Below are 22,658 nucleotides of genomic sequence, written 5' to 3' on the forward strand. Positions count from 1 at the left end.
ATGTAGTCAACGGTCAGAGGGAAAAAATCCTGACCCGACTTGGCAATCTTGGAACCCACGACAGTGGCCAGAACCACGGTGTCGTCGATATTCACCAGCACAGCGCCGGAAGCTTGACGGGCGATTTCGCCAGTTTCCATGGTGACCGTGTGCTGGCCCCACTGGAAAGTCTTGGTGACTTTATTGAACATGGTCATAGTGACTCCTTTATGTATAGCTGGATGCGTACATCCCGCTTAAATTTGGAGTGCAAACAGAACACGATGCCATTCCAGTACTGCGCTAGGCGCTATCAATAATGCAGCGCAAGTGCAGTATTGGAATGACACAGCTTCGCTCTGTTTTGCGAACTCCGAAGTAAAAAACGCCTGAGCTAGGAATCTAACTCAGGCGTTTCGATCATTTACCGTGCTTACTTACGCAGGCCCAGCTTGGCGATCAGAGCTGTGTAACGCTCAGCGTCCTTGGACTTCAGGTAGTCCAGCAGCTTACGACGACGGCTCACCATGCGCAGCAGACCGCGACGACCGTGGTGGTCCTTGGCGTTTGCCTTGAAGTGAGGAGTCAGTTCGTTGATGCGAGCGGTCAGCAGAGCCACTTGCACTTCGGGGCTACCAGTGTCGTTTTCGGAACGAGCGTTAGCCTTGACAACTTCGGCCTTGATAGAGGCAGCGATCATTTTGTTTTCCTTAGGATTTGGTACTCAGCAAGGAGCACCTTGGTTACTTGCGCCAGGGCTGGAAAGGCCTCAGCGTGCGTCTTGCACCATGCAAAACCTGTCGATTATAACAAGAGCCAATTTCCCCGCCACCCCTTGGTCACCACATGCAAACCCATATTGCTAATCACGGGCGCTAACGGTGCAATGTGCCGTCATTCCTTTACCAAGGACACTCCATGGCAAGCTTGTACCCACACCCCGCCCGCAACCTCTGCATCACACTGGCGGCAGCACTGCTTCTGTGCACTGCTCTTGCCACGGACAGCCTTGCCGCCAGTCGCAAACACGCCAAGAATCCAAGCGGCAAAGTCAAGATACAGAACATTCGCAGCAGCTCCGAAGAATCCACCACCGAGCGCGACCGACGCCTCTATCGGGAATGTCAGGGTCGACCAAATTCAGGCGCTTGCGCGGGATATGCGCAAAAGCCACCAAGCGGCAGGCGATAGAAAAAGCGCCACTCATCGCTATCTTCAAACCCCTCGTCCAGCCTGTCATCCCAAACACAATCACAAAACGTAACATCAGGGCATGTTCATATTGCCCTCATCCCGTTTTTCCCGAGGCTTCACCATCATCGAACTGATGGTGACTGTTGCCGTGCTCGGTGTGCTGGCTGCCATTGCAGCACCCAGCTTCCAGCCTCTCATTGAACGCTGGCAGATTCGCCAAGTATCAGAAGAGCTGCAATCCACCCTCTATTTCGCGCGCTCCGAAGCTATCAAACGCGGGGGCGGCATCATCATCCAGCGCAGCACCAGCGCGACCAATTGCACGGTCTCAGACGCTGATCTCTGGAACTGCGGCTGGGTGGTCTACCAGGACATAAACGGCAACGGATCCCTCGATGAGAACGAAGAACTACAGGTCATCACTCCGCAAAGTGGCATCAAGATCAAATTCGCAAGCACCAACCTCAAAACAGGCAGCGACGACAACGCGCTGACCAGCCCAGTCGTTGGCGACCGCTGGGGACAACTTACCAGCGACAGCGCTTCTAATTTTGCATTCCGCCTGACTTCGCTCAACAGCAAAAACGCCGAGGCAAGTGCCAGCTCTTTATGCATCAGTGGAGGCGGGCGCATCAAACGCCTGGACTCCAGTGCTGGAAAATGCATCTAAGAATGAATAGCTTGAACTCGCCACTTGATAAAGCCAGCTGCATGACCCCCCCCCTTATTGAGGAGTTCTTATGTACGACAGCGCGCATGACCATTGGAGCCCTCAACTTCCCTCCTTCAGCCTTGCTGAAAAACAGCCGAGTCACGGCTTCACCTCTATTGAGCTAATGGTGACTTTGTCAGTCTTGGCAATACTGACCGCCATCGCCATACCCAGCTTTAGTGCTTTATTTGATCGCTGGCGCGTCCTCCAGGCCGCTGAGGCCATGAAATCAAGCCTGATGCTAGCCCGCTCCGAAGCCATCAAACGCGGAGGAAATGTCTATCTGGAAAAGCTTCCCAAAACAACCGTGGGATGCACGACAGATGGGTCCAATCAGGACTGGGATTGCGGCTGGGTCGTATTCTTCGACGCAAACAGCAATAAGCGCTGGAACACCGGCGAAGAAGTCCAGCGCTACGAAGCACCCAAGAACATTACCGTCACCCGCAGCAAATCAGGCGTCACCATCAGCCTGAACCGCTGGGGGCAGGCTGACGGCGCGAATCTGGTTGGCTTCACGATTTCCCCGCAGCCCACCGGAATCTCATCCCCCGCCACCAAAGGCATCTGCATGTCTTCAGGTGGTCGTATTCGTGTCATTGAACAAAAAGATGTGCCATGCGTCAGCTAACACCCCTCACCCCATCCAGAAAACAGCGAGGCATCACCTTGCTTGAGTCCATGATTGCCATTGTTGTTGCGGCACTGGGCATTCTCGGAATTCTGGGCGTTCAAATGCGAACGCTGGCAGATACCCAAACCAGCATGCGACGCGCACAAGCTATTCGGCTTATTGAAGACATGAGCGAACGCATGAAAGTCAATCCCAATGCACTATTGAGCATTAATGACTACACATCTTCCTTCGCCAAGAAAGCTGCGGACTACTCCAGCGCCAACTGCATGACTGCCGCTTGCACCCCTACAAACCAAGCCGCTTTTGATTTAAAACAATGGAAAACCACACTGCAGCAAACCCTTCCATTAGGCCAAGCCAGTATTTTTCTCGCCCCTGGAGAGAGCGCATCTGATGGCAATCGCCGTCAATTGGGCGTGATTATTGGTTGGCGCGAAAACGAAAGAGAAGGCACGAAAACTGATGCCATTGATGCCAGCAAATTACTGGGCAGCGATGGAGCCCTTGCCTCTGGCACAGACACTGAAAATGCTTGCCCGGCGGATTTCACCTGCCACCTTCAATACATCTCTGTTTCCGCACGCTGTGCACCTTATGCCAGTGGCAGCACTTCAACGGCCTACTGCTCATGAACACCCAAAATTTCCAGAAGCAAAAGCACTTGCTTGCGCCTGAAAGAACTTCCTACCAGTACCTGGCCACATCGCTTCAATATCAACAAGGTGTGACCCTGCTGGAAATGATGGTCGGCCTGGTTATTGGCCTACTTGTTGTCGCAGTAGCTATGGGAGCACTCATGGTCTCACGCAGCGTAACGGGAACAGTGAGCGATGCCAGCGGAATACAACAACAAGGCTCGCACATTCTGCGCTTAGTCGGATCTCAATTGCGCCAAGCGGGGTCACTCTATCTGAACCCCAACCCTACAGCAGTGGCGTCATCCGCCAATGATGTGCTCAGTGCTGTTGTTTTTGAAATCAAGGCGTCTGCAAAAGACAAAGGCAACAGCTTTGATCAAACAAACACCCTCAAAGGGGGTGCAGACACCATCACTACCGGCTTTAGACGCTACGAAGACAATGTTTTCTTTTCCAGCAAAGCTGGCGCAAGCACTGATTTTTTAGCTCGAAACTGCCTTGGAGCCCCCGCCAACGACAGCACGGATGAGCGGATCGAGAGTATTTTCACTTTCTCTGACAACAACCTTCGCTGCGCAGGGAATGGCAGCACAGCACAGCCTATTGCACAGAATGTTGCTGAGTTTCAAGTGAGTTATTTGGTGCAGACCTTGGTTGCAGGTACAGGATCCAATATTCAACGCGTCAAAGCAGCAGATATGCCAACAGATGCTGCAGACGTCCGATGGCGTCAAGTTCAAGGAGTGGAAGTTTGCTTTGTGCTTTATGGCAGTGAATTAATTGATCTCAAAGATATCCCCAAAGAAGCAAGAAGCTATACCAATTGCGATGGTCAAAGTAAAGACCTCACCGAACTCACTGGCGCGCGGAAAAGCAGAACGCACCAGCTATTTCGCAATACTTTTCAGATACGCAGCCAGGGTTTGATCTGATTGATTCATCCAACTATTAATACAAGCAAAATGGAACATCACAAAAATTTTAAAATGCACAAGAAAAACCAACAAGGCATTGCTTTGTTTGTGGTGATTATTCTTGTCATGCTTTCCATGCTCTTAGCACTCTGGGCATCTCGCACATCCCTGTTCGGAGAAATGCTGGTAGGCAATGATGCGGACTATCAACGAGCATTTGAAGCTGCTCAATCCCTTATACAAGATGCCGAGCTTGATATTCGTGGGGAAAAAGCAGATGGCACCCTTTGTGGTGCGCCACCATGCCGCACGTACAACAACAGTGTGCTGCAGTTCCCTGCTGACACCAAGGAAATTAACCCTCTTATTACCACCTTAGCAGGAATATCAACCCGCTGCAAAGATGCACTTTGTGCTAGACGTGTAGGTCGCCAGGATTTCTGGAACTATATCGACGATAAAACTGCCATTTCGCCATCAGCTGATGCAAGTCTTGGCGAAGTTACTCTTTTCGAGATGACCAAAGTGGGAGCTCGATATGGTCAATTTACTGGTGCCGCTCATACAACGGATAACGGCCAACTCAATCCTATTCTCACAGAAACAGCGGACGGCAAAGGCGGATGGTACTGGATTGAAGTCATGCGATACAGCGATGCAGCCAAAACAGCAAATCTGATTGTAAATGCCGAAACAAGCCAACTACCACTAAATCTAGACGTTTATGTGACATACCGCATTACAGCATTAGCAAAAGGCAGAAAAGAAGGTACCACTGTTGTACTGCAAGAAACCTATGCCCGTCAGCGCATGAAGGACTAGCCCTGCCTAAGAACGCTCACAAATTAGTAGCTCAAAGCACTATCCAGACGAGCACTTCAAGCCTTTTTACTGAATATTAAAATTTCAAGGAGCACAACATGCCCTACATCCAAAGCTTTCCCTTTCAAAAGAGTCTGCTAGCCATTGCTATTGCCACAGCACTGACACCTGCCACCGTCTGGGCACTTGATTTAGTGCAAGAGCCACCACTACCCACATCAAAATCAGCTTTTGTAGCACCCAATGTCATAATTTCCGTTGATGACTCTGGAAGTATGGCTTACCGAGTAACTCCTGACAAAAATGGCTCATATAGGACTTCATCTTCTTCAATTGGCGCAGGATATACATATCCTGATAATAAAGGAAACTGGAACGACAGCGCCAAACGAATCAATGTTCTTAAATATGCACTAACATCAGTTTTTACGAAAGAAGCAAAATTTAATGATGAAGAGCTAATTCCAAAAAATAAAATTCGAATTGCATGGCAATCCATGCACAACAATGGAAATTCTAGTGGCGCCGATAATGTAAACAGCGACACATTAAAGACAAACTCCATGAGGTCGATTGACGCAACGACCAATAGTACAACGCATCGTGATAATTTTCTGTCTTTTGTAGATAAACTTTCACCAGATAACGGAACCCCATCACACACGATGTTTAGCCAAGCTGATGCTTATATGCGGCGCAAGCTTTCACCCTCTGGTCCTTGGTCCACAGATCCGGGTGGCACTGGTTCCAAAAAAGACGAATATCTTGGTTGCCGCCGTAACTATCACATCATGATGACTGATGGCGTCTGGAATGGCACAGTATCCGGCGGCGACCAAGATGGCGTGAACTGGGATACTCTCAATGGACGTAAAGCTTACAGCACCACATCGAACCAAACAAAAATTTATTTCGACAGCTATAAAAACACATTATCTGACTGGGCTTTCAAAAGCTGGATGAGCCCCTTACAGACTCCATCAAATTTAAAAGATTCAGAAAATATTAAACCGTCAAAAATCTATGACGAAGCACCTGATACAGAATTATTTACAGCCACAAAAGATGTAGTTCTGATTGAAAACATCCCAAAAAGTCAGTGCACAGCAAAGTCTGGAGAATGGGTGAAAATCGATGGAAATAATCGCTGCAAAACAACAACAACAGAAATAAAATCAATCAATTTAGAAAAATACTGGAACCCAAAATACAATCCTGCCACATGGCCTCATATGGTGACCTACACCATTGGCTTTAGCAATGAAGCTGTGGATTTACCATTCAACCCGAACAATATCGAATATCCCACGGAAAAAGTACCATTTGGCTATGATAAGAGCTTTGTAGACTTGGTAACTGGATGGAAAACATGGCCGGATATTAATACCCTCTCCGGTGGCGCAAATAGCAACACGAATGACCGCGCAATTGATCTGTGGCACGCAGCCATCAATGGTCGCGGCCGATTTTATGCAGTTACAAAATCTGAAGACTTGGCCAAGGCTTTCCAAGAAATCATTGGAAAAATCAACGAAGAAAGCGCTCCTCTACCCGACAAAATTGCAGGCGGCGGCAGCACCAGCGGTTATAGCGTTTCACAAAATAATGCAGGTATTTATGCCTCTGCATATAGCCCGAAAGATGGCTGGAGTGGCTATATCACTGCCACACGCGCCATCGAGCCAGAAGAGTATGCCTGCCCTACAAAAGACGACCCCGAGAAAATCTGCATTCGTTTTCCTGATGTCGTTGCAGGATGGGAAGGCAAAAGCACAGCAGACCGCTTGGATGCACTGACATCGGTCAATAACCGAAATATCCAGACTTGGAGCGATAGCACCGGTGCAGGAACAGCATTCAAATGGACTGCAGATACTGCCATTGCTTATGGCAACACCCAGAAAAAAGCACTGCTCGGTTTAAACGCTAGCGATAACGATTCTGTCCTCACCTCCCTGACAGCTCTGGGCCGAAATATCGTCAACTACATTCGAGGCGACCGATCTCTGGAAGGCACTACCGACGCCACCCCTTTGCGTGTGCGCACCAGCCGACAGGGCGATACGGTGAACTCCGAAATCTGGTACACCGGCGGCCCTATTAGCAACTATTCGATGGGCTACGCGGACTTTGTCAAAGCACAAAAAGAGCGCGCGCATGTTCTTTACGTGGGCGGCAATGATGGAATGCTGCACGGCTTTGCAGCCGCCAATGGCTCTGAAATGCTCGCCTATGTCCCGCGCGGTGTTGTGGGAAATCTAAAAAAGCTGACGGATAAAGACTATCAACACCAGTACTTTGTCGACGGCTCCCCCATGACGGGTGACATCAAGGATGGCGACAACTGGAAGACCATGCTGATCGGGTCTCTTGGCGCTGGTGGCAAGGGCTACTTTCTGCTGGATGTAACAAATCCAGGCAGCTTCACCGCAACATCCGTGGTGAAAGACCGCACACGCGGCAACACGGAAGTAATTGACTGCAGCAGCCTGAGTGGCGCAGCACAGTCTGCTTGCACATCCGCAGCGACAGAAGATGGTGATATTGGCAACATTACTTCCCGCCCAGGGCGCAACCCAGCGAGTTTGCAGGAAGCAACGCAGATCACACGACTAAATAATGGCCGCTGGGCTGTGGTGATGGGTAATGGGTACAACAGCACAAACCAGCGCCCGGTGCTGCTGGTGCAGTACTTGGATGGCGACAGAGCGCTACATCGAATTCAAGCCACCACCGCCTCTGCAGGCACAGGTAATGCCAAAGACAACGGTTTGGCATCCCCCGCGCTGGTGGACCTCAATGGGGACGGCAAGACTGATGTGGTCTACGCTGGCGACAACCTCGGCAACCTCTGGAAGTTCGACATAACCAGCACTGACGCTACCAATTGGGGGGTAGCTTTTGCTGGCCAGCCATTGTTCACAGCGCGCGGCCCTGTTGCGTTGACTGGGGCTACCCGTGAAGATGTGCAACCCATTACAGCAGCGCCCATTGCCCGGGCCAATGACCGCAGTGCCACAACCGGCACAGGAACCGACACCAAGACAACCGCGATTGGCGGCATGATGATCGCCTTCGGTACGGGCCGCAACGTGACAGCCAACGACCGTAAAACCGATATCACGCAGAGCGTGCAAACTTTGTATTCGGTTCTAGACAATACGCGTTACCGCATGAATTCTGCCAAGACCGCTTTGGAGGTTCATCCTGGCGACAGCACCGTGCCCACACCAGCTGTCGTCGGCACCATGAATAGCACAGGCAAATTACTGGCTAAGCAAAGCATTACCAAAGTGACAGGGGGCCTGAAAGCTGACGATGCCACCATCACTGCCACGCAGGAGCTTACTGCCAAGACATGGTCAACGTACAAAGGTTGGTACATGGACTTTCCTGACACTGGCGAACGCTTGCTCAAGCCCATGCAATTCTTTGACGGTAGCAATATCTTGGCGGTTTACTCGGAGTCGCCCTCTGGGACCAAAAATAGCGAGAGCGACAACATCAACGAAAGCTGCGTCCCCGTCAAAGTGGACACCAGCGCAGGAGCCCAATGGCGCACGCTCATTAATATCATGGATGGCAAGCGCCCCACGATTCAGTTGATTGATGCAAACAATGATGGCTCTTACAACAGTGCCGACTTGGCAGTGTCGCGAGTTGCAGTAAATACCGGTACACCGCTCTTGATTTCAAAACCTAATCGAATTGCCGACCTCACCGGCGGTGGCGGCCCTCGAGATCATCTGGCCCGCATGCCCGAACAATCCACACGCCCAAGCTGGCGTCAAGTTAAATAAAAGGACAGCAATGCCTCTTTATCACCACCGCAAGCAACGCGGCTTTACCCTCATCGAATTGATGATCGTTGTGGCAGTCATCGGCATTCTTGGAGCCATTGCCTACCCCAGCTACACAACATATGTACAACGCGGCCACCGCGCCGATGCTCGCGCGGGCTTGCTTCAAGCCCAGCAATGGATGGAGCGCGCGGCCACGGCAACAGGTGTGTACCCTAGTGCCCTGCCAGATGCATTGACTTGGGCCAATGACGCCAACAAGCGCTACACAATCAGTCTTAACAAAAGCGGCGACAAAGAGACTCAACTGGCATTTATCTTGAATGCAGCCCCAAAGTCTCCCGGCCCCCAAGCCAGCGACAAATGTGGCACTTACACTCTGAGTAATACCGGTCTGCGCGGTGCCAATGGCAAGACATCAGGCCAATCCGGCTACGATGCCGACTGCTGGGGCAAGTAAGCCAAGAGCCTCTGCATTACCATTCGGGCAAGATGACAAACTCTGCCCACTTTATGAACAAAGCGCTTGAGCAGGCTGCTCAGGCGCTTTTTCTTTCCTCTCCCAACCCACGCGTCGGCTGCGTGATCGTTGACAGCGCTGACCAAATCATAGGCCAGGGATTTACCCAGCAGGCTGGTGGCCCGCATGCCGAGGTCATGGCACTGCGCGATGCAGCAGCCAAGGGCAATGATGTGCGCGGTGCTACGGCCTATGTGACGCTGGAGCCCTGCTCGCACCAAGGGCGCACCGGGCCTTGCTGCGACGCGCTGGTGGCAGCTGGCATTGGCAGGGTGGTGGGCGCATTGACGGATCCCAACCCTCAAGTGGCAGGACGAGGCTTTGATCGCCTGCGCGCAGCAGGGGTCGGGGTCGAAGTCGGCCTCGGCGCTGCCGAATCGCGGGAACTCAATATCGGCTTTTTCAGCCGCATGATTCGCGGCACACCTTGGGTGCGCATGAAGGCGGCCAGCTCGCTGGATGGCGTGACGGCTTTGCACAACGGGAGTAGTCAATGGATTACATCAGCCGAAGCCCGCTTGGACGGCCACGCTTGGCGCGCACGCGCCTGCACGATCTTGACGGGCATTGGCACCGTGCTGGCAGACAATCCGCGCCTGAACGTACGCGATGTGTCCACACCGCGCCAGCCGCGTATTGCCGTGGTGGACAGCAAGCTCGACATTCCGCTGGATGCTCATGTTTTAAAAGCGCCTAGCGCATGTCTCATCTACACCTGCAGTACAAATCCATCCAAGATTGAGCAACTGCAAGCGCTAGGCGCTACGATTATTGCTATGCCCAATCCTCACGGCAAAGTCGACCTCGCCGCCATGCTTCGCGATCTGGCTCAACGCGGTACCAATGAGCTGCATGTGGAAGCGGGCTTCAAGCTCAACGGCTCATTGATCCGCGAAGGGCTGGTGGATGAGTTTCTCTTCTATCAAGCACCCAAGCTGCTGGGCGCAGGCGCCATGGGCATTGCCAGTTTCGGCCCCCTGAGTGAACTGAGCGCAGGCCTGCAACTGGAGTTTCATGATGTGACGCGACTGGGGCCAGACCTGCGCATCGTGGCCAGAGTTCAAGCCCGCGACCAGTTCTAGCGGAGCCGGTGTCTGACATGCGAAAAAAGCCATCATCGGTTACAAGATAACAATGCTGGCGATCGTCCCCCTCCACCCCATACCTTTGCTCTTTAAACGCTTGGTGCTGCCTGCATGCACAGCAGCTGCACTACTTTTGACGGGCTGCGCCACCCAGCTCCCCAAAGATGTAGACCGCCCCGTCAGCACGGCATTGAGCCAGCCTCAAAACACCAATCTGGGCGCATTCATTAACCAGAATCGCCCAGCCACCGCCAAGGACGACGCTTCAGCTTTTGCCTTGATCTCCGGCCCGCAACAAGCCTTCAGCAGCCGCATGGCGCTGGTGGAGAACGCGCAGAAAACCCTAGACCTGCAGTACTACGCGATTCATGCCGATCAAAGCACAGGGAGCCTGCTGCGAGCCATAGTTCATGCGGCACAGCGCGGCGTGCGGGTTCGGGTGTTGCTGGATGACTTTCACAGCACGGGGCCGGATGCACAGGTCATGCGCCTGGCCTTTGTGCCCAACGTGGAAATGCGCATGTTCAACCCGCTGGCGGGTTCACGCGCCTCCACCATCGGCCGCGCCTGGACGCTGCTGACCGACTTTCAGCGCGCACAGCAGCGCATGCACAACAAGATGTTTGTGGCCGACAACGCCCTGGCGGTCATTGGTGGCCGCAATCTGGGTGACGCTTACTTTGACGCATCCAACGACGGCAACTTTGTCGATCTGGATGTGCTGACCGGCGGCCCCGTCGTCAAGGATCTGTCGCGCAGCTTTGACCGCTACTGGAACAATGTGCGCGCCTACCCGGTTCAATCGCTGGTCAGCGAGGCTGAGTTGCTGCAACTCAAGAACCAGTTTGATCGCGAAGATGCAACAACCGAGGCCGAAGCCTCCAAGCACAAACGGCCCTCCATTGCCCCCGAGGAAGAGTCCCTGAACCTGAGCCAGATTCCCTGGATCTGGGCCCGCGCCTTGGTGTTGGCTGATAGCCCGACCAAGATTCCAGTCGAAGGCAATGAGCGAACCAGCGGTGTCGAAACCTTTGCCGAGGCATTGCTCAAGGCAGACGATCCCAGCACTCCGCCCATCTCAGTCACCCCCGCACTCCAAGTGGACTCGGTCGTCGATGGCCTGCTGGCTCTGATTCGCTCGGCCAAGCAGGATTTGCTGGTGGTCTCGCCCTACTTTGTCCCCGGGGACGAAATCATGAGCGCGTTTCGTACCGCGCGCCAGCAGGGGGTGCGCATTCGCATCCTGACGAATTCACTGGCATCCAATGATGCGCCGCTGGCGCACGCCGGCTATGCCCGCCACCGTAAAGAACTGCTGGAGCTGGGCATCACCCTGCATGAAATGCGCAGCGAAGCCGCCAATGTGCGCTCAGCACTGCGCGCTAGCGGCACAGGATCGGGTGGCAGCACGGGGGCCTCTCGCGCCATGCTGCACACCAAGCTGCTGGTGATCGACGGGCACCTGGTTGCCGTGGGCTCGATGAATCTGGATATGCGCTCCCGACTCCAGAACACCGAGATTGCCGTGCTCATCGCCAGCCGCCGTTTCAGCCAGCTGGCCAGCGACAGCATTGACGAAAGCCTCCCTGAGAACAGCTGGCGCGTAGAGATTGACCCCAGCGGCAAGCTGATCTGGCGTGCGCCGCAAGACAGCGGCCTGAGCGATGCGCATTCAGAGCCCGATGCCAGCCTCGGCCTGCGCCTTATGCTGCAGCTGATTGGGCCTCTGGCTCCAGACAGTCTGCTGTAGCCGCGGCCTGCGGCCAGCGCCATTCCTGCTGCAAGTCACGCTGGGGCAGGGCCTGAACCCAGTCGTCGATGGTGCTTTGATCAGTTTGCGTGCGCACTTCTTGAAAGGCGATTTCTGCCTCAGGAAAGCGCCTGCGCATCAGGTTAAGCCATTGCTTGAGTCGCCCAGCCCGCTGGCGCGGCTCCAGGTCTTCGCAGACCATCTGCCAAAAGCGCTGCACCTGCGGCACCACCACCGGCCAGTCAATGCCCGCCTCTGTGGTGTTGGTGCCCTGCGCCAATGCCTTGCGGATGGCCAGAGCCAGCCCCGGGTCGGCCACAATGCCGCGCCCCAGCATCAGGTCATCGCAACCCGAAACTTCGCGGCAGCGCAGAGCTTCCTCCACCGTCCAGATTTCGCCATTGGCCACCACATTCACACCTACGGCTTCGCGGATGCGTGGAATTTCTTCCCAGAAAGCAGGTGGACGATAACCATCCAGCTTGGTACGCGCGTGCACCACGATTTCGCAGGCGCCGCCGCTTTCCATGGCCTGCGCGCATTCGGTCATCAGCGCCCGGTCGTTAAAGCCCAGACGCATCTTGGCCGAAACAGGCAGGTGCGCGGGAACGGCCTTGCGCACCGCCTCCACCACACGAGCGATCTGTGCCGGGTCTTGCAGCAGCGATGCGCCGCCGCCATGGCGGTTGACAACCTTGGCCGGGCAGCCAAAGTTCAGATCAATCCCTTCAGGCCCCAGGCGCGCCAGATTCGCAGCGTTCTCGGCCATGCTGGATGGGTCAGAGCCCAGCAGCTGGGCGCGCACCGGCACACCTGCCAGCGTTTTGCTGCCGTTGCGCAGCTCGGGCATGATGCCCAGATACACCTTATCGGGCAGCAGCGTGCCCGTGATGCGGATGAACTCGGACACGCAGCGGTCCGCGCCACCCACCCGGGTCAGGACATCACGCAGAACAAAATCCAGTAGCCCTTCCATGGGCGCAAGCAGCAGTCTCATTTCAGACTCAAATCAAATTGACCTGTAGCGCTTATGCAGCATGCGCTTACAGCTATTAATTTAGAAGCAATCTCTATGGACTGCAGGCGTAATCCAAGTGATTCACTGCGCATTGAAGCAGATTCACACCAGTGTCATCGTCAGCACATGCAATAGCGCATCGCCATTTGTATTGCGCCAGACAGCACCCACCATGATTTTGCAAAAAACCGCCAAGGCCCAAGAGGAACTTCAGCCCGGAACGCGCCAGCTGCCACAGCGTGCACGCTCTCTGCTGTTGATGGCCGGCGGCAAAAGCATGGAGGAACTCCAAGCCTTGCTGGGCAGCGATCATGCCGCACTGGCCCAGCAGTTGGTGGCACAGGGCTATCTTGAGCTGATCGCCACTGGCGAGAGCAAGAGCAGCAGCCCCGCTTTAGCACCAGCCATCAATATGGCGGGCACGCGCATGTATTTGTTTGACCTGTGCGAGCGATTGTTTGCCAACCGTCACGAAACCCTTGCTCAGACGCTACGCACGCAACTGCGTGAAGCACGAGACCTGAGCAGCTTGCGTAGCGCCAGCCTGAACTTTCTGGCGGCCGTGCAAGAGTATGCGGGGGAAGAGCGAGCCCAGTCGCTGCGCGAGCGACTGGCCGCTTTGCTGGCCTGCCACGATGAGAGTGGCGAGGCCGTCAACGAGACACAGAAAAGCTCAGTGACCGAGCCTTCTCTGGCTTAACGCAGCGCTTAATTAAGCTTAGATTGCGGCCAGACGCCAGAGCGAGGTGACTTCTGCAGCACGTGCAGCGTGCAGCGGGTCTTCACTGTCTTGCACCTTGCTGTGACTGGGGCGAATGTCTTCGCGGCCCAGCACCTTGAGGCCTGCAGCCTCAATCCAGCCCAGTAGCTCTTCGCGCTTGCGCAGCTTCAGGTGCTCAGCCAGGTCAGACAGGATGAGCCAGCCTTCGCCGCCGGGCTGCAGATGCGCAGCCAGACCTTGAACAAAGCCACGCAGCATGCGGCTGTCTTCGTCGTAGATGGCCTGATCGAGCAGCGACGCGGCCTTGCCCGGCAACCATGGTGGGTTGCAGACAATCAGGCCGGCGCGGCCTTCGGGAAACAGGTCAGCACGTTGCAGCTTCACCTTGGCGGCATGGCCAAGACGCTGCAGGTTCTCGGTGGCACAGCTCAGAGCACGCTCGCTCATGTCGGTAGCCACAATGGATTTGACGCCGCGCTTGATCAGCTGCGCCGAGAGCACTCCAGTGCCCACGCCAATATCCCAGGCCTGCTGCATGCCAGCGGCTGGGATGGGCGCACGCGCCACCAGCTCAAGGTACTCGCCGCGTACGGGCGAGAACACGCCGTAATGGGCATGAATGCGCTCACCGTCCAGAGCCGCAAGCTCCACGCCTTTTTTGCGCCACTCATGAGCACCAACGACGCCAAGCAAGTCACGCAGCGGCACCAGTACCGATTGCGCCGAGCCTTGCTTGGGGGCTGCGCCCCAGGCTTCGGTGCAAGCAACGCTCCAATCAGGAGCGCGGCGCAGTGCGCAGTGCCATTGGTCATCCAGCTCGATCAGAATGCTGGCCAGCACGCGTGCGCGCTGAGCCTGAGTCTGGCGATACAGATGAAAGGCGTGGGGAAATGTGATTTCAGCAGCGGCGGCAGCCTTGCGGCGTGTCACCTTTTTTTCAAGCCTGCGGCCCAGCGCCACCAATAGCTGGCGGGCATTCTGAAAGTCTCCACGCCACAGGAGCGAGGCACCTTCGCTGATATGGCGAAACGCCGTATCAGCGGGCATGGTGTCATCGGCCAGCTCAATGCGCTTGGGCTGCGGCAGGCTGCTTTCAGTACGCCACAGGGCGGAGCGGGGCTTGCCCTTCTCTTGCCACTCAAGCGGTTGATAGGCGGAGACTGAGGCCGCGACGTTGTTGTTATTGATGGTCTTCACGGCCTGTCTTTCAATGGGCGAATGGGCTGATTTAGCCGTTCAGAGGGCGCTTGACACGCACTTCTTCAATCTTGATGCTGCCAACCACTGCCGTCTTGGCAGTGGACATCTCACGCTTGAAACCGGCCATTTCGTGGAAACGCAGGGCACGTTCATTGCGCAGAGGAATCCAGGCTGTCACGTTGGTGCAGCCTTCTTCCAGCAAGCCATCACGGGCAGCATCCCACAGAGCCACGCCAACGCCTTGGCTCCAGTGAGTGGGAGATGCGTAGATGGCCCAAATCTCACCAGTCGTCTGGCGCGATTTTTCATCACGGGATCGATCAAAGCCGACAAAGCCGACGATCTTGTCGCCTTCAATGGCGACCTGGACCTGCGGCTCACAGAATTCAATAGCTTCGCGCCAGTAAGCCTGGCGCTTTTCAACCGAGGACATGGCCTTCAGTTGATCATCGGGAACCAGACCTCGATAAGCCTCCAGTGCGGAAGCAGTATGGATCTGGGCAATCGCTTTTGCATCGCGAAGAGTAGCGGGACGGACCTGGATACTGGACATGGAAAAACCGGGGCAGAAACATGTAAGAATAGAAGGGCGCAATTGTCTACAAATTTAGAGTTTTGGCACGCGGCATGGTTGTTAGCCATTCGGTTGACTGCGGCTGTTCGCATTTCCTTGCCCTGTAGCAATCTATGTGCTATGCGCTCATCAAAGCAGAGCAGAAAGCCCGCATTCCTCAAGGGTTTGAGTCACATTTAATGACAAATAGTCAGGACTCAAATCACCCTTGACAGCGGTAAATCTGGCAATGCCTTCAAAAGGGCATCAAAGCCAGCGCCGCATGAAGCGCATCATGCGATCAAACTTTTCACCAAACGGCGGGTAAAGCATTGACGTGGCAGCCCAGCGCGACTGCACGAAAACCGCCTTCTGGTGCACAAAGCGCAGAAAGCCTTGCTCGGAGTGATAGGCACCCCAGCCGCTCTCGCCTACCCCGCCAAACGGCAGATTGTCATGCGCTACATGCAACAAAGTGTCGTTCACACAGACACCGCCGCTGACCGTGCGCAGCAGCACCGCATCGCGCTCTGCCTCATCGTTGCCAAACCAGTACAGCGCCAGCGGGCGCGGGCTGGCATTGATGGCATTGATCACGTCCTCAATGCGCTCATACGAGATAACCGGCAGGATGGGACCAAAAATCTCTTCCTGCATCAGCTGCATTTCGCCGGTGGCACCAAACACCAGTGCGGGAGCGAACTGGCGCTCAACCGCCTCACCCCACATCGTGGCATCGCCATCTACGGCGGGCGCTGCAGCCTCATGCATCCAGTGCACCTGAGCGCCAAGGCTCTGGGCCTGACGCAGCATCTGCTTGAGCCGCGCCAGATGGCGCTTGCTGATGATGGCCGTGTAATCGGGGTTGCCTGAGATCCTCGGATACAGCTGCTGCACCGCAGCCTTGTAGGCTTCGGCAAAAGCCTGCTCCTGCCCACGCGGCAGCAGCACATAGTCGGGGGCGATACAGGTCTGCCCGGCGTTGACCAGCTTGCCGTAGGCCACCTTGAGCGCCACGGCCTGCAAATCACAGTCCTGCGCAATGATGCAAGGGGACTTGCCGCCCAGCTCCAGCGTCGTAGGCGTCAGGTGCACAGCAGCCGCCTGCGCCACGCGCCGCCCCACTGCGGTGGAGCCTGTAAACAGCAGGTGATCGAATTGAAGACCCGAGAACTGCGTTGCCACACCGACATCACCCTCGATCACGCTGAATTCCTCAGGTGCAAAGAATTGAGCGACCAGCTCAGCCATCTTGGCTGAGGTGTTCGGTGTCAGCTCACTGGGCTTGAGCATGACGCGGTTGCCCGCCGCCAACGCGGTGATGACTGGCGCCAGAGACAGCTGCACCGGGTAGTTCCAAGGCGAGATGATGCCCACCACGCCCAGCGGCTGGCGCTCTATCCAGGCCTTGCCAGGCTGCAGCATCGGCGGTGTTCTCACGCGCTGGCGTTTGCTCCATTTCGGAAGATGCTTGAGCGTGTGCTTGAGCATATTGCGCACCAGCATCAAATCCAGCATTTCGGTCCAGCGCTCAGAGCGCACGCCAAAATCCTGCTCCACGGCCGCGCACAGCGCCGGGCCGTTTTCATCCAGCATCTTTTGCAGGCGCAGCAAACGCTCGCGCCGCACCAGCAAAGGTGCATCGACCTGCGCGCGGCTGGCTTGGTATTGCAAGTCAAAAATGCGATGCAAGTCCATGTAGTTCATGCCCGTCTAAATATCTCAAAATTACAGCCCCGACGATAACGCGGGTCTACGTAAACACAGCGTAAAAAAAGAGCCTGATGCAACATTGCACAGGCTCTTTTGTTTTGACCTCGGCATCAGCCTTCGGCCTTTGTCGCCTCACTCACAGCAAAGTATGAAGGCTGCAAGCAGGCTTGTCATTACGACTCATGCACCTCGCGCGGCTGCACATCGGTCACATCGCCCGCGCCAGGCAGAACGCCGCGGCGTGAGCGACCTTCGCGCGCATCGTCTTTAGTCTGCGCATTGCCCGACGATTGCGCCATCCACTCGGCCCCCGAGCGGTACACCGTCTGCCAGCCAGCAAACGGGCTCATGGCTCCCATGCTCATGGGCACAATGGGCTGACCCGTGAGCTTGGCCCACAGGGCGCGTGCGCCCCATGCCAGAGCAATCAGGCAGGCCACGGCCATCAGGCACATGAAGAACACCAGACCCACCAGCATCAGCACGATGCGGACGGCCCAGCGGGTTGCGGTGGTGGCGAAATCGTTCAAAGCAATACCTTTCTATGGGCTCGGCCCTCAGGACACGCCTGAGGACTCGAACCTGAATACCCCGGGCTCAGTCACCGGGTCTACTGTCACTGCAATCGTACTCTTGGGCGGGAACTTTCCTTCGAGTAACAACTTGGACAGCGGGTTTTCAATACGCTGCTGAATCGCACGCTTGAGCGGACGGGCACCGAACACGGGATCGAAACCGACCTTGGCCAGCTCGGCCAGAGCCTGCTCGGACACCTGAATGCTCAGCTCCATCTTCTGCAGACGGCTTTCCAGCAACTTCAGCTGTATCTTGGCAATCGCCTCGATATTCTTGGCATCCAGTGCATGGAAGACCACAGTTTCATCAATGCGGTTCAGGAATTCGGGTCGGAAATGGTTTTTAAGTTCCCCCCAGACCGCTTCCTTCACATCATCCGCATCCTCGCCCACCATGGCCTGGATCAAATGTGAACCAATGTTGCTGGTCATCACGATTACGGTGTTCTTGAAGTCCACCGTGCGACCCTGACCATCGGTCAGGCGGCCATCGTCCAGCACCTGCAGCAGCACGTTGAAGACGTCGGGGTGGGCTTTTTCCACCTCGTCCAGCAGCAGCACGCTATAGGGCTTGCGGCGCACGGCCTCAGTCAGATAACCGCCCTCCTCATAGCCAACATAGCCTGGAGGTGCACCAATCAATCGTGCCACAGAGTGCTTTTCCATGAACTCACTCATGTCAACCCGCACCAGGTGATCTTCGCTGTCGAACAAGAAGCCTGCCAGTGCCTTGCACAGCTCGGTCTTACCCACGCCCGTAGGGCCCAGGAACAGGAAGGAGCCTGTGGGGCGATTCGGATCAGACAGACCAGAGCGCGAACGGCGGATGGCGTTAGAAACCGCAGCAATCGCCTCTTCTTGGCCCACGACGCGTTCGTGCAGCTTGGTTTCCATCTGCAGCAGCTTGTCTTTTTCGCCCTGCATCATCTTGGCGACGGGGATACCCGTGGCACGGCTGACCACCTCGGCAATTTCCTCGGCACCGACCTGGGTGCGCAGCAGCTTGTGGGCAGGTGCACCATCACGGCCTTGTTCCTTGACCTGGGCTTCGTGCAACTGCTTTTCGAGTGCAGGCAGCTTGCCGTATTGCAGCTCGGCCACCTTGTTGAAGTCGCCTTTGCGCTTGAACTCTTCGATCTGAATGCGCAGCTGGTCAATCTCCTTGCGGATTTGCTCAGAACCCTGTGCACTGGCTTTTTCAGCCTTCCAGATTTCTTCAAGGTCAGCGTATTCGCGCTCCAGGCTTTCGAGCTCTTCCTCGATCAGCGACAGACGCTTTTGCGAGGCTTCGTCCTTCTCGCGCTTCATGGCTTCGCGCTCGATCTTGAGCTGAATCATGCGGCGCTCGAGCTTGTCCATCACCTCGGGCTTGGAGTCCATCTCGATCTTGATCTTGGCCGCAGCCTCGTCAATCAGGTCAATGGCCTTGTCGGGCAAAAAGCGATCGGTAATGTAACGGTGGCTCAGCTCTGCTGCAGCAACGATAGCGGGGTCGGTAATGTCGACGTTGTGGTGCGCCTCATACTTCACCTGCAAACCGCGCAGAATGGCGATGGTGTCTTCCACCGATGGCTCGCCCACGATCACCTTCTGGAAGCGGCGCTCCAGCGCAGCATCTTTTTCGATGTACTTGCGGTACTCGTCCAGCGTAGTAGCGCCCACGCAGTGCAGCTCGCCACGCGCCAGTGCGGGCTTGAGCATATTGCCTGCATCCATGGCGCCGTCGGCCTTGCCGGCACCCACCATGGTGTGGATTTCGTCGATAAACAGGATGACGCGGCCTTCTTCCTGCGCCAACTCCTTGAGCACGGATTTCAGGCGCTCTTCAAAGTCACCGCGGTACTTGGCACCGGCCAGCAGGCCCGCCATATCGAGCGACAGAACGCGCTTGTTCTGCAGGCTCTCAGGCACTTCACCAGCCACAATGCGCTGGGCCAGACCTTCGACAATCGCGGTCTTACCCACGCCGGGCTCGCCAATCAGCACGGGGTTGTTCTTGCTGCGGCGCTGCAGCACCTGAATGGCGCGGCGGATTTCGTCGTCGCGGCCAATCACGGGATCAAGCTTGCCGCTGCGGGCACGCTCGGTCAGGTCCATGGTGTATTTCTTCAGCGCTTCGCGCTGGCCTTCGGATTCTGCACTGTCCACGTTCTGCCCTCCTCGTACGGCGTTGATGGCGGCTTCCAGGCTGGATTTGCTCACGCCGCTTTGTTTGAGCAAGGCCCCGGCACGTGTGGCCGAGCCTTTGCTGTCAGCCAGCGCCAGCAAGAACAGCTCGCTGGCGATGAACTGGTCACCGCGATTGAGCGCTTCTTTCTCAGCAGCCTGCAGCAATCGAGCCAGCTCCGTGCCCACTTGCACATCACCCTGCTGCTGCACACGCGGCAGGTCTGCCATAGCCTCCTCGGCCAGGTTTTTGAGTTGCTGCACATTGCCGCCGGCACGCTGCAAAAGAGCGCGCGGGCCGTCATCCTGGCGCAGCATGGCGACCAGAAGGTGCAAGGGGTCGATGGTGGATTGGTCAGCACCGAGCGCCAGAGACTGCGCATCGGCCAAGGCTTCTTGGAATTTGGTCGTCAGTTTGTCAATTCGCATGGTGTGTCGCTTTCGCTCCATATCAATGTCATTGCAATTTATCTGATAGCAGTGCGGGTATTTTCAAGCCCACTGCCAGCAACAAAGCGGCCAAAAGCCTTCAACTGCGGCCTTGCTTGAGAAAAATCAAATCTGCGCATCTGCACGCGGGCCGCACCCAAGCATGGCGTGCCCAGTCGGACTACTGTGTAGGATAAAACCCACAATCCATTAAACACCTGCACACCCCATCAGGCAACCATCAACCAGGTAGCTGCCAACGCAAAACTATCAAAAAGCATAGCTACCAGCAATTTACAGATATACGCTTCAGGCAGTTTTTATTCCATGCCAGCAATGGAAATCCATGCCTCCAGGCCAGAGACTGCAAGCAAGATCTGAGGCGACAGCCTCGGAACGAGACCGCCCCCTGGAAGATCACTCGCTCAGCAGGCCCAGCGCTGCAGCGCCTGCTCATCGCTGACGCGCGCATCCACCCAGCGGGCACCCTGCTCGGTTTGCTCTTTTTTCCAGAAGGGGGCTTCGGACTTGAGGTAGTCCATGATGTATTCGCAGGCTTCGAACGATTTGCCACGGTGAGCGCTGGTGACCGCCACCAGCACGATCTGCTCCATGGGCTGCATCAAGCCGATGCGGTGAATGACACGCGCGCCAAAGATGCCGAAGCGCTCTACCGCCTTGTCGATGATGGCTTCAATGCTTTTTTCGGTCATACCGGGGTAATGCTCCAGCTCCATGCTAGAGACAGAATCACCTTCGTTGCGGTCACGCACCGTGCCGACAAAGCTGCAGACGGCACCTACACGCGCATCGCCCGCGCGCAGGGCTGCGATTTCGGCGCTCAGGTCAAAGTCTTGGGTCTGAATGGATACACGTGCAGCAGTCATACCTGCATTGTCGCAGGCCAGCATGGTCATGCGCGGCGCATTAGCATTGAGGCATGCCCGCGCAAACCATCAATTTACCGGAGTACACGCTGTACCCGTCGCCCCGTAACGAGCACCGGATGATCTTTGAATTTCAGATCTTCGTGCCCTACGCCTATGAGCTGATTCACCTGCCCGACTACAACTTCAAAGGCAAGGCAACCTTGTTCGCCGCGCACCGCAAGGCGGACAAGAAATCGGGCCAGCTCATTACCTGCGAGCTGGCGGACGATCTGGCGCGCTTTGAACGCCTGTTTGAGCCCAGCTAAAGAGGCAAGTTCCCATGGACGACACCAGCCAGATTCAGCCGCCGCCCAGCTTTGCGGACTTGTTTCGCACCCGCAGCGGCAAGCTGTCCGCCTCGATTGGCGAGGTGGTGCAGCGCTATGAGCTGTGCGAAGACCTGGCCTGCCACCTGACGGAGCAGGCGCAGACGCTCTACCACTCGGGCAATTCGTCTGAAGAGCAGGTGCTGCTGGGCATGCATGCCGGCCTGGCGGCGGATGGCTCTGTGGTCAGCCCCGCAGAGGCGAGCTGGATTGTGCAGCGCATGGCCGAACTGCTGGAGTGGCGCGCGCCGCAGCTGCCAGCCGCCATTTCAGAATAGAAACAGGCTCTAGCCCAATAGATAAAAGCGCAAGCAGCTATCAAAATAAAAGCCGTGCAAGCAACGCTGCACGGCTTTTTGCTTTGCAGATTCGGGCGAACTTATTCAGCCTTGGCCCAGTCCGCATAACGATTCAGAATGCGCTGCACTTGGCCGTGCGTCCATTCGCCGCCCTTGGCAGCTGTAATGCCCAGGGCATTGAGTTCAGCAGCCATGGCGCGGTGGGTCAGGCCTTTTTCTTGCAGCTGCGCAAACAGCGCTTCGTGCTGCTTGGCAAATGCATCGGCTGCCGATTTGCGCTTTTCTACCGTGGCGCGGATATTGGCCGCGCCCGCTGTGCCAAGCTTGACGCCGCGCTCTCGCGCATCGGCCAGCGCACGGCGGGTACGCGAGCTGATGTCGGGGTTGATCTCAGTAGAAGGCAAATCGGCAGTATCGGTCATGGCATTACAGGTGGGATATAGGTCAGAGTCTGACCCAGGAACCATAGCAGGAACAGCACCAGCGGGGTGTGAACCAGCAATTGCACAAAGTTAAAGCCAATCAGATCGCGCGCCCTCAGACCCAGCACGCCCAAGAGAGGCAGCATGTAGAAGGGGTTGATCAGGTTTGGCAGCGCTTCGGCGGCGTTATAGATCTGCACCGCCCAGCCCAGGTGGTATTGCAGGTCGTTAGCCACTTGCATGACGTAAGGCGCTT

Annotated in this window: 24 protein-coding genes; 13 read left to right on the top strand and 11 right to left on the bottom strand. The window is 56.0% G+C overall.

The genetic code is table 11. The features are described from left to right. Together RSF91_RS17460 and rpsO are read right to left on the bottom strand one after the other, a co-directional pair. A partial coding sequence (locus RSF91_RS17460) for a hypothetical protein (protein WP_332569614.1) occupies positions 1-197 on the bottom strand: 197 nt, incomplete at its 3' end. A gap of 215 nt (positions 198-412) precedes the next feature. Beyond that, a complete protein-coding gene (gene rpsO, locus RSF91_RS17465; RefSeq protein ID WP_099738165.1) occupies positions 413-679 on the bottom strand; it encodes a 30S ribosomal protein S15 in 267 nt (88 codons plus the stop codon). A 218-nt stretch (positions 680-897) separates the two neighbouring features. Between rpsO and RSF91_RS19835 the strand changes: the two genes are divergently transcribed. From RSF91_RS19835 to RSF91_RS17510, 10 genes are all read left to right on the top strand, one after another. Further along, entirely contained in the window at positions 898-1,170 is a 273-nt protein-coding gene (locus RSF91_RS19835; RefSeq protein ID WP_442878884.1) for a hypothetical protein, read from the top strand. Between the two features lie 82 nt (positions 1,171-1,252). Next, positions 1,253-1,843: a GspH/FimT family pseudopilin gene (locus RSF91_RS17470; protein ID WP_332569615.1), complete on the top strand. Its 591-nt coding sequence runs from the start codon at positions 1,253-1,255 to the stop codon at positions 1,841-1,843. Between the two features lie 70 nt (positions 1,844-1,913). Beyond that, complete coding sequence (locus RSF91_RS17475; RefSeq protein ID WP_332569616.1) at positions 1,914-2,516, top strand: GspH/FimT family pseudopilin; 603 nt, start codon at positions 1,914-1,916, stop codon at positions 2,514-2,516. After that, positions 2,504-3,154 (top strand): type IV pilus modification protein PilV, encoded by a 651-nt coding sequence (gene pilV / locus RSF91_RS17480; RefSeq protein ID WP_332569617.1) that lies wholly within the window; start codon positions 2,504-2,506, stop codon positions 3,152-3,154. Before RSF91_RS17475 ends, pilV begins: the two co-directional genes overlap by 13 nt. Then, entirely contained in the window at positions 3,151-4,092 is a 942-nt protein-coding gene (locus RSF91_RS17485; RefSeq protein WP_332569618.1) for a PilW family protein, read from the top strand. The genes pilV and RSF91_RS17485 overlap by 4 nt, the downstream gene beginning before the upstream one ends. 30 nt (positions 4,093-4,122) lie before the next feature. Next, positions 4,123-4,896 carry a pilus assembly PilX family protein gene (locus RSF91_RS17490; RefSeq protein ID WP_332569619.1) on the top strand — a complete coding sequence of 258 codons (774 nt, stop codon included), beginning with the start codon at positions 4,123-4,125 and terminating at the stop codon, positions 4,894-4,896. A 98-nt stretch (positions 4,897-4,994) separates the two neighbouring features. Beyond that, positions 4,995-8,696 (top strand): pilus assembly protein, encoded by a 3,702-nt coding sequence (locus RSF91_RS17495; RefSeq protein WP_332569620.1) that lies wholly within the window; start codon positions 4,995-4,997, stop codon positions 8,694-8,696. A gap of 10 nt (positions 8,697-8,706) precedes the next feature. Then, positions 8,707-9,156, top strand: a complete 450-nt coding sequence (locus tag RSF91_RS17500; protein WP_332569621.1) for a type IV pilin protein — start codon at positions 8,707-8,709, stop codon at positions 9,154-9,156. Positions 9,157-9,188: 32 nt separating this feature from the next. Continuing rightward, a complete protein-coding gene (gene ribD, locus RSF91_RS17505) occupies positions 9,189-10,298 on the top strand; it encodes a bifunctional diaminohydroxyphosphoribosylaminopyrimidine deaminase/5-amino-6-(5-phosphoribosylamino)uracil reductase RibD (protein WP_332569622.1) in 1,110 nt (369 codons plus the stop codon). Between the two features lie 52 nt (positions 10,299-10,350). After that, complete coding sequence (locus tag RSF91_RS17510) at positions 10,351-12,051, top strand: phospholipase D-like domain-containing protein (protein ID WP_442878885.1); 1,701 nt, start codon at positions 10,351-10,353, stop codon at positions 12,049-12,051. Here RSF91_RS17510 and RSF91_RS17515 read toward each other — a convergent pair. Then, on the bottom strand, positions 12,005-13,048 hold the full coding sequence (locus tag RSF91_RS17515; RefSeq protein ID WP_332569624.1) for a tRNA dihydrouridine synthase: 1,044 nt from the start codon (positions 13,046-13,048) through the stop codon (positions 12,005-12,007). The genes RSF91_RS17510 and RSF91_RS17515 overlap by 47 nt on opposite strands. Before the next feature lie 193 nt (positions 13,049-13,241). Here RSF91_RS17515 and RSF91_RS17520 point away from each other — a divergent pair, with 193 nt between their 5' ends. Then, positions 13,242-13,769 (top strand): hypothetical protein, encoded by a 528-nt coding sequence (locus RSF91_RS17520; protein WP_332569625.1) that lies wholly within the window; start codon positions 13,242-13,244, stop codon positions 13,767-13,769. A gap of 18 nt (positions 13,770-13,787) precedes the next feature. On the opposite strand, the gene RSF91_RS17525 is transcribed toward RSF91_RS17520, so the two are convergent. From RSF91_RS17525 to moaE, 6 genes are all read right to left on the bottom strand, one after another. Further along, a complete protein-coding gene (locus RSF91_RS17525) occupies positions 13,788-14,987 on the bottom strand; it encodes a methyltransferase (RefSeq protein ID WP_442878886.1) in 1,200 nt (399 codons plus the stop codon). A 31-nt stretch (positions 14,988-15,018) separates the two neighbouring features. Then, positions 15,019-15,543: a GNAT family N-acetyltransferase gene (locus RSF91_RS17530; RefSeq protein WP_099738175.1), complete on the bottom strand. Its 525-nt coding sequence runs from the start codon at positions 15,541-15,543 to the stop codon at positions 15,019-15,021. Positions 15,544-15,810: 267 nt separating this feature from the next. Next, complete coding sequence (locus RSF91_RS17535) at positions 15,811-17,250, bottom strand: coniferyl aldehyde dehydrogenase (protein ID WP_332569626.1); 1,440 nt, start codon at positions 17,248-17,250, stop codon at positions 15,811-15,813. Positions 17,251-17,429: 179 nt separating this feature from the next. Next, positions 17,430-17,786, bottom strand: a complete 357-nt coding sequence (locus tag RSF91_RS17540; protein WP_332569627.1) for a hypothetical protein — start codon at positions 17,784-17,786, stop codon at positions 17,430-17,432. A 27-nt stretch (positions 17,787-17,813) separates the two neighbouring features. Continuing rightward, positions 17,814-20,426: an ATP-dependent chaperone ClpB gene (gene clpB / locus RSF91_RS17545; RefSeq protein ID WP_332569628.1), complete on the bottom strand. Its 2,613-nt coding sequence runs from the start codon at positions 20,424-20,426 to the stop codon at positions 17,814-17,816. A 425-nt stretch (positions 20,427-20,851) separates the two neighbouring features. After that, entirely contained in the window at positions 20,852-21,313 is a 462-nt protein-coding gene (moaE, locus tag RSF91_RS17550) for a molybdopterin synthase catalytic subunit MoaE (protein WP_332569629.1), read from the bottom strand. Positions 21,314-21,366: 53 nt separating this feature from the next. On the opposite strand from moaE, the gene RSF91_RS17555 reads away from it, so the two are divergent. Both RSF91_RS17555 and RSF91_RS17560 read left to right on the top strand, forming a co-directional pair. Next, complete coding sequence (locus tag RSF91_RS17555; protein ID WP_099738179.1) at positions 21,367-21,621, top strand: hypothetical protein; 255 nt, start codon at positions 21,367-21,369, stop codon at positions 21,619-21,621. Between the two features lie 14 nt (positions 21,622-21,635). Further along, positions 21,636-21,959: a hypothetical protein gene (locus RSF91_RS17560; RefSeq protein ID WP_169108313.1), complete on the top strand. Its 324-nt coding sequence runs from the start codon at positions 21,636-21,638 to the stop codon at positions 21,957-21,959. A gap of 101 nt (positions 21,960-22,060) precedes the next feature. Here RSF91_RS17560 and RSF91_RS17565 read toward each other — a convergent pair whose 3' ends face one another. Further along, positions 22,061-22,402, bottom strand: coding sequence for a recombinase family protein (locus RSF91_RS17565; protein WP_332569630.1), 342 nt, complete (start codon positions 22,400-22,402; stop codon positions 22,061-22,063). Continuing rightward, on the bottom strand, positions 22,399-22,658 hold a 260-nt coding region (locus RSF91_RS17570), incomplete at its 5' end, for a TIGR00366 family protein (protein ID WP_332569631.1). The genes RSF91_RS17565 and RSF91_RS17570, both read right to left, overlap by 4 nt.

This window comes from Comamonas sp., assembly GCF_036643215.1.
In the GTDB taxonomy this organism is placed as follows: Bacteria; Pseudomonadota; Gammaproteobacteria; order Burkholderiales; family Burkholderiaceae_C; genus Comamonas.

Excerpts from the sequence above, each read along its gene's own strand:
- rpsO (WP_099738165.1), bottom strand. The coding sequence starts at position 679 with ATGATCGCTGCCTCTATCAAGGCCGAAGTTGTCAAGGCTAACGCTCGT.
- RSF91_RS19835 (WP_442878884.1), top strand. The coding sequence starts at position 898 with ATGGCAAGCTTGTACCCACACCCCGCCCGCAACCTCTGCATCACACTG.
- RSF91_RS17470 (WP_332569615.1), top strand. The coding sequence starts at position 1,253 with ATGTTCATATTGCCCTCATCCCGTTTTTCCCGAGGCTTCACCATCATC.
- RSF91_RS17475 (WP_332569616.1), top strand. The coding sequence starts at position 1,914 with ATGTACGACAGCGCGCATGACCATTGGAGCCCTCAACTTCCCTCCTTC.
- pilV (WP_332569617.1), top strand. The coding sequence starts at position 2,504 with ATGCGTCAGCTAACACCCCTCACCCCATCCAGAAAACAGCGAGGCATC.
- RSF91_RS17485 (WP_332569618.1), top strand. The coding sequence starts at position 3,151 with ATGAACACCCAAAATTTCCAGAAGCAAAAGCACTTGCTTGCGCCTGAA.
- RSF91_RS17490 (WP_332569619.1), top strand. The coding sequence starts at position 4,123 with ATGGAACATCACAAAAATTTTAAAATGCACAAGAAAAACCAACAAGGC.
- RSF91_RS17495 (WP_332569620.1), top strand. The coding sequence starts at position 4,995 with ATGCCCTACATCCAAAGCTTTCCCTTTCAAAAGAGTCTGCTAGCCATT.
- RSF91_RS17500 (WP_332569621.1), top strand. The coding sequence starts at position 8,707 with ATGCCTCTTTATCACCACCGCAAGCAACGCGGCTTTACCCTCATCGAA.
- ribD (WP_332569622.1), top strand. The coding sequence starts at position 9,189 with ATGACAAACTCTGCCCACTTTATGAACAAAGCGCTTGAGCAGGCTGCT.
- RSF91_RS17510 (WP_442878885.1), top strand. The coding sequence starts at position 10,351 with ATGCTGGCGATCGTCCCCCTCCACCCCATACCTTTGCTCTTTAAACGC.
- RSF91_RS17515 (WP_332569624.1), bottom strand. The coding sequence starts at position 13,048 with ATGAGACTGCTGCTTGCGCCCATGGAAGGGCTACTGGATTTTGTTCTG.
- RSF91_RS17520 (WP_332569625.1), top strand. The coding sequence starts at position 13,242 with ATGATTTTGCAAAAAACCGCCAAGGCCCAAGAGGAACTTCAGCCCGGA.
- RSF91_RS17530 (WP_099738175.1), bottom strand. The coding sequence starts at position 15,543 with ATGTCCAGTATCCAGGTCCGTCCCGCTACTCTTCGCGATGCAAAAGCG.
- RSF91_RS17535 (WP_332569626.1), bottom strand. The coding sequence starts at position 17,250 with ATGAACTACATGGACTTGCATCGCATTTTTGACTTGCAATACCAAGCC.
- clpB (WP_332569628.1), bottom strand. The coding sequence starts at position 20,426 with ATGCGAATTGACAAACTGACGACCAAATTCCAAGAAGCCTTGGCCGAT.
- moaE (WP_332569629.1), bottom strand. The coding sequence starts at position 21,313 with ATGACTGCTGCACGTGTATCCATTCAGACCCAAGACTTTGACCTGAGC.
- RSF91_RS17555 (WP_099738179.1), top strand. The coding sequence starts at position 21,367 with ATGCCCGCGCAAACCATCAATTTACCGGAGTACACGCTGTACCCGTCG.
- RSF91_RS17560 (WP_169108313.1), top strand. The coding sequence starts at position 21,636 with ATGGACGACACCAGCCAGATTCAGCCGCCGCCCAGCTTTGCGGACTTG.
- RSF91_RS17565 (WP_332569630.1), bottom strand. The coding sequence starts at position 22,402 with ATGACCGATACTGCCGATTTGCCTTCTACTGAGATCAACCCCGACATC.